The sequence below is a fragment of the Couchioplanes caeruleus genome, assembly GCF_003751945.1.
Taxonomy (GTDB): domain Bacteria; phylum Actinomycetota; class Actinomycetes; order Mycobacteriales; family Micromonosporaceae; genus Actinoplanes; species Actinoplanes caeruleus.
In genome coordinates this window covers 7936777-7951983 of sequence record NZ_RJKL01000001.1, presented here as the reverse complement: position 1 = coordinate 7951983, position 15207 = coordinate 7936777, and the positions used below count along the sequence as shown (strand labels likewise).

12 protein-coding genes are annotated in these 15207 nt (G+C 71.7%); 7 read left to right on the top strand and 5 right to left on the bottom strand.

Features of this window, described 5'->3' with window-relative positions:
• Positions 1-37 precede the first annotated feature (37 nt).
• From EDD30_RS35805 to glgB, 5 genes are all read left to right on the top strand, one after another.
• A complete protein-coding gene (locus EDD30_RS35805; RefSeq protein ID WP_084558020.1) occupies positions 38-853 on the top strand; it encodes a spermidine synthase in 816 nt (271 codons plus the stop codon).
• A 138-nt stretch (positions 854-991) separates the two neighbouring features.
• Entirely contained in the window at positions 992-2959 is a 1968-nt protein-coding gene (locus EDD30_RS35800; RefSeq protein ID WP_071810212.1) for an alpha-1,4-glucan--maltose-1-phosphate maltosyltransferase, read from the top strand.
• Between the two features lie 48 nt (positions 2960-3007).
• Positions 3008-4783, top strand: coding sequence for a maltose alpha-D-glucosyltransferase (gene treS / locus EDD30_RS35795; RefSeq protein WP_071810210.1), 1776 nt, complete (start codon positions 3008-3010; stop codon positions 4781-4783).
• Entirely contained in the window at positions 4780-6090 is a 1311-nt protein-coding gene (locus EDD30_RS35790) for a maltokinase N-terminal cap-like domain-containing protein (protein ID WP_071810211.1), read from the top strand. The genes treS and EDD30_RS35790 overlap by 4 nt, the downstream gene beginning before the upstream one ends.
• A gap of 58 nt (positions 6091-6148) precedes the next feature.
• Positions 6149-8284 carry a 1,4-alpha-glucan branching protein GlgB gene (glgB, locus tag EDD30_RS35785; RefSeq protein ID WP_071810213.1) on the top strand — a complete coding sequence of 712 codons (2136 nt, stop codon included), beginning with the start codon at positions 6149-6151 and terminating at the stop codon, positions 8282-8284.
• A 199-nt stretch (positions 8285-8483) separates the two neighbouring features.
• Here glgB and EDD30_RS35780 read toward each other — a convergent pair whose 3' ends face one another.
• The 5 genes from EDD30_RS35780 to EDD30_RS35760 form a co-directional block, all read right to left on the bottom strand.
• A complete protein-coding gene (locus tag EDD30_RS35780) occupies positions 8484-8921 on the bottom strand; it encodes a GNAT family N-acetyltransferase (protein ID WP_071809711.1) in 438 nt (145 codons plus the stop codon).
• A 39-nt stretch (positions 8922-8960) separates the two neighbouring features.
• Positions 8961-9356 carry an MmcQ/YjbR family DNA-binding protein gene (locus EDD30_RS35775; RefSeq protein ID WP_084557800.1) on the bottom strand — a complete coding sequence of 132 codons (396 nt, stop codon included), beginning with the start codon at positions 9354-9356 and terminating at the stop codon, positions 8961-8963.
• 153 nt (positions 9357-9509) lie between these two features.
• A complete protein-coding gene (locus EDD30_RS35770) occupies positions 9510-9926 on the bottom strand; it encodes a VOC family protein (RefSeq protein WP_071809707.1) in 417 nt (138 codons plus the stop codon).
• A 124-nt stretch (positions 9927-10050) separates the two neighbouring features.
• Positions 10051-10590 carry a GNAT family N-acetyltransferase gene (locus tag EDD30_RS35765; protein ID WP_071809708.1) on the bottom strand — a complete coding sequence of 180 codons (540 nt, stop codon included), beginning with the start codon at positions 10588-10590 and terminating at the stop codon, positions 10051-10053.
• Positions 10591-10599: 9 nt separating this feature from the next.
• Complete coding sequence (locus tag EDD30_RS35760; RefSeq protein WP_071809709.1) at positions 10600-11325, bottom strand: PP2C family protein-serine/threonine phosphatase; 726 nt, start codon at positions 11323-11325, stop codon at positions 10600-10602.
• Positions 11326-11389: 64 nt separating this feature from the next.
• On the opposite strand from EDD30_RS35760, the gene EDD30_RS35755 reads away from it, so the two are divergent.
• Both EDD30_RS35755 and EDD30_RS35750 read left to right on the top strand, forming a co-directional pair.
• The gene (locus EDD30_RS35755) at positions 11390-12352 is read left to right on the top strand and encodes a helix-turn-helix domain-containing protein (protein ID WP_170047702.1); all 963 of its coding nucleotides are present in this window, start codon (positions 11390-11392) and stop codon (positions 12350-12352) included.
• Positions 12353-12416: 64 nt separating this feature from the next.
• Positions 12417-14981, top strand: a complete 2565-nt coding sequence (locus EDD30_RS35750; protein WP_071809710.1) for a Tex family protein — start codon at positions 12417-12419, stop codon at positions 14979-14981.
• Positions 14982-15207 lie beyond the last annotated feature (226 nt).

Below are 15207 nucleotides of genomic sequence, written 5' to 3'. Positions count from 1 at the left end.
CGGCGGAGCGCGCCGGCCCATGAGTAACCTCGCCCCGATGGCAACGCACGGCAACCGGCGCGCAACGATCGTCGCGCGGGTGGACTCCGGCATCGCCACCCTGGAGCCGGATCCGGCCCGCGCCCGGGGCTGGACCGTGTGCGTGGACGGGGTACCGCAGTCGTACGTCGATCTGGGCGATCCCACGCATCTGGCCTTCGAGTACGTGCGCAAGCTGGCCACGGTGCTGCGGGTGGGCGCGCCTGCGGCCGTACCCTTGCGGATCTTGCATCTGGGCGGCGGTGGGCTGACGCTGCCCCGCTGGATCTCCGCGACGCTGCCCGGCGCAATGCAGACCGTGGTGGAGCACGACGCGCCGCTGCTCGCGCTCGTGTCCCGCACGCTGCCCTGGCCGCCGGACGTCGCGGTGCGGGTGGGTGAGGCCCGGGAGTTCGTGGAGGGGGCCGCGCCGGGCGGCTACGACGTGATCATCACCGACGTGTTCCAGGGCGCGGTGCTGCCGGCGAGCGTGGCCACGGTCGGTTTCGCGGCCGCGGCGGCGCGCCTGCTGGGGCCCGGCGGCCTGCTCGCGATGAACCTGACCGACGTCCCGCCGCTGTCGCACTCGCGCATCCAGACGGCGACGCTGCGCGCGGCGTTCGACGACGTGGCCCTGATCGCCGCGCCGGGGCTGCTGCGGGGGCGCCGGGCCGGCAACGTGGTGCTCGCCGCGGCGGCGGGATCCGCCACCCTGCCCGTCGCCGCGTTGGCCGCGGCGACGGCGCGCGACCCTCGGCCGGCCCGGGTGTGGCACGGCGCCGCCCTGACCGACTTTCTGGGTGGAGCAAAGGCGCGCCTCGACGGGTACGCGTGAGCCCACTCCGGTAGGTTGAACAGCGCCGGAAGCGCGACCGTTTGCCGTTGCTCCAATGCGGAGAAACCAGCGGCGACGGCCGCTGCATTTCGCCCGTCTCCGAGCACCCTCCCGCGCATTCTGACTACGGTGGAGATCATGACCGGACGCTTTCCCATCGAAGACGTGACGCCGTCCGTGTCCTGCGGCCGCTACCCGGCGAAGGCCGTGGTGGGCGAGCTGGTTCCGGTTTCGGCGGTGTCCTATCGGGAAGGCCACCACGCGCTGGGCGTGAACGTGGTATGGACCGGCCCGGACGGCGAGACCCAGCCGTTCACCCGGATGCGGCCCGGCGAGCCCGGGCTGGACCGCTGGCACGGCGTGATCAAGCCGGACCGGGTGGGCCGCTGGACGTTCACCGTGGAGGCGTTCGACGACCCCTACCAGACCTGGCGCAACGCGGTCACCAAGAAGATCGGTGCCGGGCAGGGCGTGGAGGACCTCGCCAACGACCTGGCCGAGGGCGCCGACGTGCTGGACCTGGCCGCCAAGATCGTGCCGCAGGAGCACGAGGAGCGGGTCCGCACCGCCGCCGCCGCGCTGCGCGACGACCACCGCTCGCTGTTCTCCCGGGTCTCCCCCGCCCTCGATCTGGAGGAGCTGCTCTGGGACAACCCGGTGCGCCACCTCGTGACCACCACCCGGTCGTACGCGATCTGGGTCGACCGCCAGCGCGCCCTCTTCTCCTCGTGGTACGAGTTCTTCCCGCGCTCGGAGGGCGCGGAGATCGGTCCCGAGGCGACGCCGATCAAGCACGGCACGTTCGCGACCGCCGCCGAGCGGATCCCGGCCGTGGCGGCGATGGGCTTCGACGTGCTGTACCTGCCGCCGATCCACCCCATCGGCAAGATCAACCGCAAGGGTCGCAACAACACCCTGGTGGCCCGCCCGGAGGACGTCGGCTCGCCCTGGGCGATCGGCTCCGACGAGGGCGGCCACGACGCCATCGAGCCCAAGCTCGGCACGCTGGAGGACTTCCGTGCCTTCATCCGTACGGCGAACGCGCACGGCCTCGAGGTCGCCATGGACCTGGCCCTGCAGGCCGCGCCGGACCACCCCTGGGTCCGCGAGCATCCGGAGTGGTTCACCACCCGCGCCGACGGCACCATCGCCTACGCCGAGAACCCGCCCAAGAAGTACCAGGACATCTACCCGCTGAACTGGGACAATGACCCCATCGGCCTGCGCGAGGAAGTGCTGCGCGTCGTGCTGCACTGGGTCGAGCAGGGCGTCAAGATCTTCCGCGTCGACAACCCGCACACCAAGGCCCTGAACTTCTGGCAGTGGTGCATCGCCAAGGTCAAGGCCGTCGACCCGGACGTGCTGTTCCTCGCCGAGGCGTTCACCCGGCCGGCGATGATGAACGGCCTCGGCAAGATCGGCTTCTCCCAGTCGTACACGTACTTCACCTGGCGCACCACGGCCTGGGAGATGCGCGAGTACATGGAGCAGCTCAAGTCGTCGATCGACTGGATGCGCCCGAACTTCTGGCCCAACACCCCGGACATCCTGCACGAGACGCTGCAGCACGGCGGCCCGCCGATGTTCAAGATCCGGACGGTACTGGCGAGCATGCTCTCGCCGTCCTGGGGCATGTACTCAGGGCTGGAGCTGTTCGAGCACGTGGCCCGCCCGGGCGCCGAGGAGTACATCGACAACGAGAAGTTCGAGCTGAAGCCGCGCGACTGGGCCGGCGCCGAACGGGCCGGCCGGTCGCTGGCGCCGTACATCACCCGCCTGAACACCATCCGGCGGGAGAACCCGGCGCTGCACTGGCTGCGCAACACGGAGTTCCACGAGATCGACAACGCCGAGCTGCTGTGCTGGTCCAAACACGATCCCGAGTCGGGCAATACCGTTCTGGCGATCTGCTCGTTCGACTCGGCAAACGTGCAGTGGGGCAACACGACCCTCAACATGCCGGCACTGGGGATGGACTGGCATGAGCGCTTCGACGTGGTCGACCAGATCACCGGGGCGTCGTACGAGTGGGGCCAGCACAACGCCGTCCGGATCGATCCGTACGTCGAGCCGGCGCACGTGTTCGTGGTGCACCCGCGCCGCTGAGGCGCACGCGATGGAAGTTCCTGCGGGGTGGGGTAGGTGAAACGTCTGATGGATTTGGCGAACGACCTCGGCGGTACCGTCGAGCACGATCCCGCGGAGGGCAGCCACGTCGAGGACGGTGTGGTCGAGCACCCCACCGCCGACGACTTCGGGCACGCCCGCACGTTGCCGGCGGACCGCACGTGGTTCAAGCGTGCGGTGTTCTACGAGGTGCTCGTCCGGGCCTTCTACGACTCCAGCGCGGACGGCTCCGGCGATCTGCGGGGGCTCATCGAGCGGCTGGACTACCTGCAGTGGCTGGGCGTCGACTGCCTCTGGCTGCCGCCGTTCTATGACTCGCCCCTGCGCGACGGCGGCTACGACATCCGCGACTTCTACAAGGTCCTGCCCGACTTCGGCACCGTCGACGACTTCGTCGCGCTGCTCGACGCGGCGCACAAGCGCGGCATCCGGGTCATCACCGACCTCGTCATGAACCACACCTCCGACTCGCACGCGTGGTTCCAGGAGTCGCGCCGCGACCCCGACGGCCCGTACGGCGACTACTACGTCTGGAGCGACACCAGCGAGCCGTACTCCGAGGCGCGGATCATCTTCGTGGACACCGAGGAGTCGAACTGGACGTTCGACCCGGTGCGCCGGCAGTTCTACTGGCACCGCTTCTTCAGCCACCAGCCGGACCTCAACTACGACAACCCGCGGGTGCAGGAGGCGATGCTCGACGTCCTGCGCTTCTGGCTGGACCTGGGCATCGACGGCTTCCGGCTGGACGCGGTGCCGTACCTGTTCGAGCGGGAGGGCACCAACTGCGAGAACCTGCCCGAGACGCACGCCTTCCTCAAGCACTGCCGCAAGGTCATCGACGACGAGTTCCCGGGCCGGGTGTTGCTCGCCGAGGCCAATCAGTGGCCGGCCGACGTGGTCGAGTACTTCGGCGACCCGGAGACCGGCGGCGACGAGTGCCACATGGCGTTCCACTTCCCGCTGATGCCGCGCATCTTCATGGCGGTACGCCGTGAGTCGCGTTTCCCGATCTCCGAGATCCTCGCCCAGACGCCCGGCATCCCGGACATGGCGCAGTGGGGCATCTTCCTGCGCAACCACGACGAGCTCACACTCGAGATGGTCACCGACGAAGAACGCGACTACATGTACGCGGAATACGCCAAGGACCCGCGGATGAAGGCGAACGTGGGCATCCGCCGGCGCCTCGCCCCCCTGCTGGAGAACGACCGCAACCAGATCGAGCTGTTCACCGCCCTGCTGCTGTCGCTGCCCGGCTCGCCGGTGCTGTACTACGGCGACGAGATCGGCATGGGCGACAACATCTGGCTGGGTGACCGCGACGGCGTGAGGACGCCGATGCAGTGGACGCCCGACCGCAACGCCGGCTTCTCGACCGCCAACCCGGGCCGGCTCTACCTGCCCGCCAACCAGGACCCGATCTACGGCTACCAGTCCGTGAACGTGGAGGCCCAGCGCGACAGCTCCACCTCGCTGCTCAACTGGACCCGCACCATGCTGGCCGTCCGGCGACGCCACGACGCGTTCGCCACCGGTTCGTTCCGCGAGCTCGGCGGCTCCAACCCCTCGGTGCTGGCATACCTGCGCGAGGCGGGGGACGACGTGGTGCTGTGTGTCAACAACCTCTCGAGGTTCCCCCAGCCCATCGAGTTGAACCTGCAGCACTGGAACGGGTACACCCCGGTCGAGCTGACCGGGCACGTGAACTTCCCGCGCATCGGCCAGTTGCCCTACCTGCTGACGCTGCCGGGCCACGGGTTCTACTGGTTCCAGCTCTGCGGCTCCGAGGAGAAGCAATGACGCTGCCCTTCACCGAATGGCTCCCCCAGCAACGCTGGTACGCAGGCCGCAGCCGGACCCTCGCCTCCGCCGAGCCCGGCTCGGTGACGGCCCTGCGCGACGACCTCGACCTGATGCTCGTCGACGCCACCTACACCGACGGCAGCTCGGAGCGGTACCAGGTGCTCGTGGCCTGGGACAACGGCCCGATCTCCGAATACAGCACCGTCGCCACGATCGGCACCGACAACGACCGGACCGGCTACGACGCCCTGTACGACACCGGCGCGGCCAAGCACCTGCTGTCGCTCATCGACTCCTCGGCGATCGTCGGCGACGTCGTCTTCGCCAAGGAGCCCGGCACCACGCTGCCGGTGGACGCCGCGCCGCGGGTCTTCGACGCCGAGCAGAGCAACACCAGCGTGATCTTCGAGCAGGAGGCGATCTTCAAGATCTTCCGGCGGGTCGACTGCGGCATCAACCCCGACATCGAGCTCAACCGCGTCCTGGGCCGGGCCGGCAACCCGCACGTCGCCCGGCTGCTCGGCTCCGTCGAGATGGGCTCCGAGACCGCGCCCTGCCCGCTGGGCATGGTCACCGCGTACGCGGCCAACTCGGCCGAGGGCTGGGCCATGGCCACGGCCAGCGCCCGCGACCTGTTCGCCGACGCCGAACTGCGTGCCGACGAGACCGGCGGCGACTTCGCCGGGGAGTCGTACCGGCTGGGCGAGGCGGTCGCCTCGGTGCACCGCACCCTCGCCGAGGAGATGGGCACCGGCCCGTCGCCGTTCCCGGTCGACGCCGTCGTGGCCCGGCTGAACGCCGCCGCCGGCACCGTGCCGGAGCTGCGGGAGTACGTCCCCGTCATCGAGGAACGGTTCCGCAAGCTGACCGGCGAGCAGGTGACCGTCCAGCGGGTCCACGGCGATCTGCACCTGGGCCAGGTGCTGCGCACCCCGCAGGCGTGGCTGCTCATCGACTTCGAGGGCGAGCCGGGTCAGCCGCTGGACGAGCGCCGGATGCCGGACTCGCCGCTGCGGGACGTCGCCGGGGTGCTGCGCAGCTACGAGTACGCCGCGTACCAGCTGCTGGTGGACCAGGACGACGAGGAACATCTGGCCGCGCGGGCCCGCGAATGGGTCGACCGCAACCGTGCCTCCTTCTGCGACGGGTACGCGGCATCGGCCGGCACCGACCCGCGCGAGCAGGGCGCGCTGCTGGCGGCGTACGAGCTGGACAAGGCGGTTTACGAGGCCGCGTACGAAGCCCGGCACCGGCCGGGATGGCTGCGGATCCCGCTGCGGTCCATCTCCCGGCTCGTCGGCTGACACCCCGGAGGAAGAACCGATGATCGGGCAGACCACGCCCCCGCCCCCGTCGCCGCCCATGCCGGGCGGCGCCGACCAGCGCCTGCTGCACGCCGTCGTCTCGGGCGACACGCACGATCCGCACTCGCTGCTCGGCGCGCACCCCGCCGGCGGCCGCACGGTGATCCGGACGATGCGCAAGGGCGCGAAGAACGTCGCGGTGGTCGCCGGCGGCGAGCGTACGGAGATGACCCAGGTGCACCCCGACGGCATCTTCGCCGCCGAGCTGCCCGGCTCCGTGCTCGACTACCGGATCGACGTGGACGGCACGACCTGCGACGACCCGTACCGGCACCCGCCGACGCTGGGCGAGCTCGACCTGCATCTCATCGGCGAGGGCCGGCACGAGAAGCTGTGGACGGTGCTCGGCGCCCACCCGAGCGGCGACGGCGTCGCGTTCGCCGTGTGGGCGCCGTCCGCGCGGGGCGTGCAGGTCGTCGGCGACTTCACCGGCTGGGGCCCGTACGACGGCTGGCCGATGCGTTCCCTGGGCAGCAGCGGCGTCTGGGAGCTCTACGTGCCCGGCACGGCGGCCGGCGCCAAGTACAAGTTCAAGATCCTCGGCCGCGACGGCGTGTGGCGCGAGAAGGCCGACCCGCTGGCCCAGCACACCGAGGTGCCCCCGGCCACGGCGTCGGTGGTCTTCGAGTCGGCGTACGAGTGGCAGGACAGCCGGTGGATGGCGGAGCGCGCCACCAAGCACTGGCACCAGGAGCCGACGAGCATCTACGAGGTGCACCTCGGTTCGTGGCGTCCCGGCCTGTCCTACGTCGAACTGGCGACCCAGCTCGTCGACTACGTGGTCGAGACGGGCTTCACCCACGTCGAGCTGATGCCGGTGATGGAGCACCCGTTCGGCGGCTCCTGGGGCTACCAGGTCACCGGCTACTTCGCGCCGACATCGCGCTTCGGCAACCCCGACGAGTTCCGCTACCTGGTCGACAAGCTGCACCAGGCCGGCATCGGGGTGATCCTCGACTGGGTGCCGGCGCACTTCCCCAAGGACGAGTGGGCCCTGGCCCGCTTCGACGGCACCCCGCTCTACGAGCACGAGGACTGGCGGCGCGGCGAGCACCCGGACTGGGGTACGTACGTCTTCGACTTCGGCCGCCGCGAGGTCCGCAACTTCCTGGTGGCCAACGCGCTCTACTGGTGCGACGAGTTCCACGCCGACGGCCTGCGCGTCGACGCGGTCGCCTCGATGCTCTACCTGGACTACTCGCGCAAGGACGGCGAGTGGACCCCGAACCAGTACGGCGGCCGCGAGAACCTCGACGCGATCAGTTTCCTGCAGGAGATGAACGCGACGGTCTACAAGCACCACCCCGGCGTGGTCACCATCGCCGAGGAGTCCACGGCCTGGCCCGGCGTCACCCGCCCGACCCACCTCGGCGGCCTCGGCTTCGGCTTCAAGTGGAACATGGGCTGGATGAACGACACGCTGTCCTACATGGAGAAGGAGCCGATCTACCGGCAGTGGCACCACCACCAGATGACCTTCGCCACCGTGTACGCCTGGAGCGAGAACTACATCCTGCCGATCAGCCACGACGAGGTCGTGCACGGCAAGGGCTCGCTGACCGGCAAGATGCCCGGCGACCTCTGGCAGAAGCTGGCGAACAACCGCGCCCTGCTCGGCTTCATGTGGGCCTTCACCGGCAAGCAACTGCTGTTCATGGGCGCCGAGATGGGCGACGAACGGGAGTGGAGCGAGGAGCGGGGCCTCGACTGGACCCTGCTCGCCGACGAGACCCGCGGCGGCGGCATCCACCGCCTGATCAAGGACCTGAACCACGCCTACCGCGAGACCCCGGCCCTGTGGACGCAGGACACCACCCCGAGCGGCTTCCGCTGGATCACCTCCGAGGACTCACAGCACAACACGTTCTCGTTCCTGCGCTTCGCCCCCAACGGCGACACCCTCGCCTGCATCGTCAACTTCGCGGCGATCCCCCACGAGGGCTACCGCATCGGCCTGCCCCGCGCGGGTGTGTGGCGGGAGGTCATCAACACGGACAGTTCCCTCTACGGCGGCTCCGGCGTCGGCAACCTGGGCGAGGTGCACGCCGAGGCCATGCCCTGGCACGGCCTGAACGCGTCTGCGTCGCTGCGGGTGCCGCCACTGGGCGCCGTCTGGCTGCGCTACGAGGGCTGAGCCGGACCGCTCCCCCGGCCGAATCCGGGCCGACCCGGCGGACGGCGGCGGGCTCGCCGCCGTCCGCCGTCACCCGCCTGCGCCGGCTGCGCCCGCGGCCCGCGGTCGCCTGCCCGCGCCCGCCGTCGCCCGCCGTCGCCCGCCGCCCGACGTCGCCCGCCGCCCGCCGTCGCCCGCCTGCGCCCGCCGGCCGTGCCGGTCAGCCCAGGATCAGGGCCATCCCCTCCGAGGAAGGTGCCGTGAGCCGGAAACCATGCCGTTCGTAGAGACGGCGCCCCGGCGGATCGGCTAGCAGATTGACGTATGCACCGGGCGGCGCCTCCCGCCGGATCGCCTCCAGCAGCGTGGTGAGCACCGCATCCCCGATACCGCGGCGTTGATGATCCGGCAGCACCGCCATGTCCACCACGTGGAAGTACCAGCCGCCGTCGCCGAGCACCCGACCCATGCCGACCGTCGTGCCGGTCTCCTGGTGCACCACGTGCGCAGCCGCCCAACTCCCGCGGAGCGCGGCCGCCGCTTGGTCGGGCCGGCGCGGCGACAGTCCGGATCGCTCGCGCAGTGCGAGGTAGTCGTCGACGTGGGGCGGCCCACTGATCAAGCGGTAGCCGAGCGGCACGGTCGAGGGCGTTGTCATGACCGACATTGTGCCTCACCCCTTACAGCCGGCCGTCCGTCAGCGTGCGTCCGGGCGCCGCTCCTCGACGGTCGCCCGCAGCGACTTCGGGGCGATGGTGAGGAATGCGTCCTCGCACAGCTCCGCGATCTCGTCCCAGTCCACGTCGCCGTCGAGCCGCACCCCGAGCCACCCGCGATGGCCCACGTAAGGCGGCCGGAAGAAGCGCCCGGGATCGGCGGCGATCAGCTCCTCCTGCGCGCCCGGCGGGGCGGCACACCAGAGATGGGGGAAGTCCGCGTCGTGGTGGCCGTCCGCCATGAGCGACACGAAGGTCCGCTTACCGCGCACGAACCAGGTCGGCGCACCGTGGCTGAGGCGCTCGGTGACCTCCGGCAGGGCAAGACAGATCCGGCGCAGTTCCTCGAGCATGGTCGGGCCCGGCTGAGCGTGCATCCGGCAATGATCGCCCACCTCCCCGCCGCGCACCCACCCGACACCACCGGGAACCCGCGCCGCACACCCGACCGACACCGCCGGAGACCCACGCCGCACACCCGGCCGACACCGCCGGAGACACGCCAGAGCGGCGGGCGCGGCGCGCACGGATCAGGGCTGAGGGGAGGTGATGTTGACCATCCAGTCGACGCCGAACCGGTCCTTGCACATGCCGAACTCGTCGCCCCACGCCTGCTTCTCCAGGGGCATGGTCACCGTGCCGCCGCCGGACAGCTTCTCCCAGTAGCCGCGCAGGTCGTCGGCGTCGTCGCCGCTGAGGCTGACCGAGATGCTGGTGCCGGACACGTGCGGCATGCCCGGCGGCACGTCGGCGCCCATCAGCGTGAAACCGTTCGGCGCCTCGAGCATGGCGTGCATGACCTTGTCGGCCGCGCTGGGGTCGGGCGCACCGAAGTCGCCGAAGGTGCTGATGCGCAGCTCGCCGCCGAAGACGTCGCGGTAGAACTCCATGGCGGCGCGCGCCGTGCCGCCGGGAAACGAGATGTACGGGTTGAGGCGACTAGTCATGACCGAGGCTCCTTCGCCGTGACGGGCGGACCGTGCTGCACGAGCACCATAGCCCTGGCCAGGCACGTCGCGCCCTCGATCCCGCCGAGCCTGTGGACAACCGCCCGTCCGGGTGCGTCACCGGTCAGCGTCCAGGCGGCCACTCGTCGGACAGCAGGCCGTAGAGCAGGTCGTCGGTCCACTCGTTCTTGATCCAGGTGTGCTGGCGCCGCAGACCCTCGCGGGTGAAGCCGACCCGCTCCAACAGCCGCGCCGAGGCCGTGTTGCGGGCGTCGCACTCCGCCGACACCCGGCGCAGGCCCCGCACGGTGAAGAGGTGGCCGAGGACACCGCGGACCGCCTCCGAGGCGTAGCCGTGGCCCTGCCAGCGCGGGTCCAAGGTGTAACCGATCTCGGCCTGCATCAGGTTGTCGGCCAGGTTGACGCCCACGTCGCCGATCAGCGCCGCCTCGTCCGGGAGCTCCACCGCGTACTGAAACCAGCCCGGCTGCCCCGGATCGGCCGCGACCATCGTCTGAACCGCGTAGCGGGCCTTGTCGAGCGAGTAGGGTGAGCGCCACGACTGGTAACGGGCGACCCCGGGATCGGAACGGTACGCGGCCAGCGCCGGCACGTCCTCCAGTCGGAACCGGCGCAGCACCAGGCGCTCGGTGGTGAGCAGCACCGGTCGACCCTAGTCTGCGGCCGGCTCGAGATCGGCGACGATCACCGTGACGTTGTCCGGCGCGCCCGCCTCCAGCGTCCGCGCGATCAGCTCCGCCGCGCACACCTGCCGGTCCTGGTACGCCCGCAGCGTCGCGGCGATGACCTCGTCCTCGACATAGTCGCTGAGCCCGTCGCTGCACAGCAGGAACCGGTCGCCGGCCTGCACCGGCACCATCCGCCCGGCCGGACGGAACGGCCCGCCCTGCACCGCCTGGGTCACCAGCGCGCGCTGCGGATGCCGCCGGGCGTCGTCCGGCGTCAGCACCCCCTGGTCCACCAGCGCCTGCACGTACGTGTCGTCGCGGGTGATCTGCGTCAGGTCCCCGTCGCGCATCAGGTAGCAGCGGGAGTCGCCGACGTTCAGGGCCGCGACCCGGTCGCCGGCCAGCAGCAACGCCGTCACCGTCGTACCCATGCCGTCGCGGGCCTCGTCGTCCGCGACCGCGGCCTCGATCCGCTCGTTCGCCGTGCCGAGCGCGGCGATCAGGTCCTGCAGGGGTTCTCCCGTGTCGGGCAGGTCGTCGACGACGGCTACCGACTTCACCAGGATGTCACTGGCGAGTTCCCCGGCGGGCAGGCCGCCCATGCCGTCCGCCACGACCAGCAGCCGTCCACCGACGAAGACCGCGTCCTCGTTGTTCGACCGGACCAGCCCCTGATCGGAGGCGGCGACCGCGCGTAGCACCAAGCTCATGCCCCCAGACTGCCAAAGGGCGGAGAGCATGTCTGTAGTACGTACTACGTAGTGTTGGGTGGTGATGCCGGTACCGATGGTGGGCCGGGCGGCCGAGCTGGACGAGCTGCGGCACGCCTGGGAACGTGTGCGCGGCGGCGGTCGGTGTGTGCCCGCCGTCGTCACCGGGCCGGCCGGGACCGGCAAGAGCACCCTGGCCGCGGCGGCGGTGCAGGTCGCGACCCCCGAGGTGGTGCTGTCCGGTTCGGCGCGGCTGCACTCCCCCGCGCCGTACGACTGGCTCGCCGCCGTTCTGGCCGCCCACGGGCCGCGCCCCGACCTGCCGGTGCCGCCGGACGCGCTGGCCTGGCTCGCCCAGGACCCCGATGTCCCCCGGGAGCGGTACGCGCCCGACGCGCTGCTGCGCCTGGCGGTGACCACCGTACGCGCGCTGATCGGCGGCCGATCGGCCGTCCTGCTGGTCGAGGACCTCCACGCCCTGGACCCGGCGAGCCTGAGCCTGATCACGGAGCTGGCCGGCGCGGACCTGCCCGCCCTGCTCGTGGTGACCTCCCGGCCGCCGGACGCGGCGGCCGAACCGGCGCTGGCCGTCCGCGCCCTGGAGCGTCTGGCCGGCGCCCCGGGGGCCGTGCGCCGGCACCTCGGACCCCTCACCGCCGCTCACGTCGCCCAGATCCTCGGTCACGCGTACGGCGAAGGCCCGCCGTCGCGCGACCTCTGCGACGCGGTGTGGCGCCGCACGGGCGGAAACCCGTACCGGCTCACCGAGCTGCTGGCCGTGGCCGGCGGGCCGCAGCACCTCGCCGAGCAGCTCCGGGGGCCGGTGGAGTTGACCGCGCGCGAGCGGGAGGTGCTCGGCTGCCTGGCCGAGGGCATGAGCAACAAACAGATCGCCGGCGCGCTCGGCATCTCGATACGTACGGTCACCGTGCACGTCTCCAACCTGCTGCGCAAGACCGGCGCGGCGTCGCGGACGGAGGCGGCGCTCTGGGCCGTGCAGCGCGACGCGGGCGCCCGGACCGGGTGATCATCGACGCGGGTCTCGCGGGGCGCCGCGACAACTGTCGTACCCCTCGGTCACAATCGACCGCGTGACGACAGCCATCCATCAGCGCATCGCCCAGGAGCTCGGGGTCCGCGAGGGCCAGGTCGCCGCGGCCGTCGAGCTGCTCGACGGCGGCGCCACCGTGCCGTTCATCGCCCGGTACCGCAAAGAGGTCACCGGCACCCTCGACGACCAGCAGTTGCGCGTGCTGGAGGAGCGGCTCGGCTACCTGCGCGAGCTCGAGGAGCGCCGCACCGCCGTGCTCGAGTCGATCCGGTCGCAGGGCAAGCTCGACGACGCGCTCGAGGCGCAGATCATGGGCGCCGAGTCCAAGGCCCGGCTCGAGGACATCTACCTGCCTTTCAAGCCCAAGCGCCGCACCCGCGCCCAGATCGCCCGCGAGGCGGGCCTGGAGCCGCTGGCCGACCTGCTGCTCGGCGACCCCGCGCGCGACCCCCGCGCCGAGGCCGAGGCCTTCGCCGACCCGGAGAAGGGCGTCGCCGACGCGGCCGTCGCCCTCGACGGCGCCCGGGCGATCCTGGTCGAGCGCTTCGCCGAGGACGCCGATCTCATCGGCGCGCTGCGCGAGCGGATGTGGACCCGGGGCCGGCTGGTGGCGAAGGTTCGTGAGGGCAAGGAGACCGAGGGCGCGAAGTTCGCCGACTACTTCGACTTCGCCGAGCCGTACACGAAGCTGCCCTCGCACCGGATCCTCGCCATGTTCCGCGGCGAGAAGGAGGAGGTCCTCGACCTCACGATGGAGCCGTGCGCCGACGAGGCCGACCTGCCGTCGTTCGAGGCGGCCGTCGCCGGCCGCTTCGGCGTCGCCGATCAGGGCCGCCCCGGCGACCGGTGGCTGCTCGACACGGTCCGCTGGGCCTGGCGCACCCGCATCCTCATCCACCTCGGCGCCGACCTGCGGGTGCGGCTGTGGCAGGCGGCCGAGGACGAGGCCGTGCGGGTCTTCGCGGCCAACCTGCGCGACCTGCTCCTCGCCGCGCCCGCCGGCACGCGCACGACCATGGGCCTCGACCCCGGATTCCGTACGGGTGTGAAGGTGGCCGTCGTCGACTCCACGGGCAAGTGCGTCGCCACGTCGACGATCTACCCGCACGTCCCGCAGAACAAGTGGGACGCGTCGATCCACACGCTGGCCGAGCTGGCGCAGCGGCACGGGGTGGAGCTCGTCGCCATCGGCAACGGCACGGCGTCGCGCGAGACGGACAAGCTGGCGGCCGATCTCATCAAGCGGCACCCGGAGCTGACGCTCACCAAGGTGATGGTCTCCGAGGCCGGTGCGTCGGTGTACTCGGCGTCGGCGTACGCATCGCAGGAACTGCCCGGGATGGACGTCTCGCTGCGCGGTGCGGTCTCCATCGCGCGGCGCCTGCAGGATCCGCTCGCCGAGCTGGTCAAGATCGACCCTCGCTCCATCGGCGTCGGGCAGTACCAGCACGACCTGTCCGAGGTGAAGCTGTCGCGCTCGCTCGACGCGGTGGTCGAGGACTGCGTCAACGCGGTCGGCGTCGACGTGAACACCGCGTCCGCTCCCCTGCTGACCCGGGTCTCCGGCATCGGCGCGGGCCTGGCCGAGAACATCGTGCTGCACCGCGACGCCAACGGCCCGTTCCGCAGCCGCAAGGACATCAAGAAGGTCGCCCGACTCGGCCCGAAGGCGTTCGAGCAGTGCGCCGGCTTCCTGCGCATCCCGGACGGCGACGACCCGCTCGACGCCTCCAGCGTGCACCCGGAGTCCTATCCGGTGGTCCGCACGATCCTCGCCGAGGCGGGCACCGATCTGCGCAGCGCCATGGGCAACAGTCCCATCCTGCGCGCCCTGAAGCCGGAGCGGTTCGTCACCGACACCGTCGGCCTCCCCACGATCACCGACATCCTCCGCGAGTTGGAGAAGCCGGGCCGCGACCCCCGCCCGGCCTTCACCACCGCCACCTTCGCCGAGGGCGTCGAGAAGATCGCCGACCTGCAGCCGGGCATGGTCCTGGAGGGCGTGGTGACCAACGTGGCGGCGTTCGGCGCATTCGTCGACGTCGGCGTCCACCAGGACGGCCTGGTCCACGTGTCGGCGCTGTCGAACACCTTCGTGAAGGATCCGCGCGAGATCGTGAAGTCCGGCGACGTGGTCAAGGTCCGCGTGGTCGACGTGGACGAGGCCCGCAAGCGCATCTCGCTGACGATGCGCCTGACCGACGAGCCCCGCCAGGGTGGCGGCGACCGCCGCGGCCCCGGAGGCGGCCGCGACGGACGACCGGCCGGACCGCGCGAGGCCGGCGACGCCCGGTCCGGGGCCCGTGACACCCGGCAGGGCGGAGGCTCCCGGCAGGGCGGAGGCTCCCGGCAGAGCGGCGACGCCCGGCAGGGCGACCGGGACGGTCAGCAGGGCGGCCGGAATGGTCAGCAGGGCGGCCGTGACGGTCAGCGAGCCGGCGGCCGGGACGGGGGCCAGCCCCGCCAGGGCGGCGCCCAGCGCCAGGGCGCAGGCCAACAGCGCCGCGGCGGCCAGGCCTCGGGAGGCCAGGGCGCCGGCGGCACCAGCTTCAACGGCGGCGCGATGGCCGACGCCCTGCGCCGCGCCGGTCTCGCCAAGGACTGACCCGCGGCGAACCGGCACCGGCCCGCGAAAGGCGAGTATCGATCCGCGGGCAAGAACCCTGTCGGGCAGCGGGTGGGCACGTCACGTGTCCGCCCGCACCCGCGGCGCCCCGGCGCCCGGCACACCCAGCGGCCCGGCACCCCAGCGGCCCGGCACCCCAGCGGCCCGGCACCCCAGCGGCCCGGCACCCCAGCGGCCCGGCACCCCAGCGGCCCGGCACCCCAGC

Bases quoted from the DNA above. Each gene is read 5' to 3' on its own strand.
- EDD30_RS35805 (WP_084558020.1), top strand. From the start codon at position 38: ATGGCAACGCACGGCAACCGGCGCGCAACGATCGTCGCGCGGGTGGAC.
- EDD30_RS35800 (WP_071810212.1), top strand. From the start codon at position 992: ATGACCGGACGCTTTCCCATCGAAGACGTGACGCCGTCCGTGTCCTGC.
- treS (WP_071810210.1), top strand. From the start codon at position 3,008: ATGGATTTGGCGAACGACCTCGGCGGTACCGTCGAGCACGATCCCGCG.
- EDD30_RS35790 (WP_071810211.1), top strand. From the start codon at position 4,780: ATGACGCTGCCCTTCACCGAATGGCTCCCCCAGCAACGCTGGTACGCA.
- glgB (WP_071810213.1), top strand. From the start codon at position 6,149: ATGCCGGGCGGCGCCGACCAGCGCCTGCTGCACGCCGTCGTCTCGGGC.
- EDD30_RS35780 (WP_071809711.1), bottom strand. From the start codon at position 8,921: ATGACAACGCCCTCGACCGTGCCGCTCGGCTACCGCTTGATCAGTGGG.
- EDD30_RS35775 (WP_084557800.1), bottom strand. From the start codon at position 9,356: ATGCACGCTCAGCCGGGCCCGACCATGCTCGAGGAACTGCGCCGGATC.
- EDD30_RS35770 (WP_071809707.1), bottom strand. From the start codon at position 9,926: ATGACTAGTCGCCTCAACCCGTACATCTCGTTTCCCGGCGGCACGGCG.
- EDD30_RS35760 (WP_071809709.1), bottom strand. From the start codon at position 11,325: ATGAGCTTGGTGCTACGCGCGGTCGCCGCCTCCGATCAGGGGCTGGTC.
- EDD30_RS35755 (WP_170047702.1), top strand. From the start codon at position 11,390: ATGCCGGTACCGATGGTGGGCCGGGCGGCCGAGCTGGACGAGCTGCGG.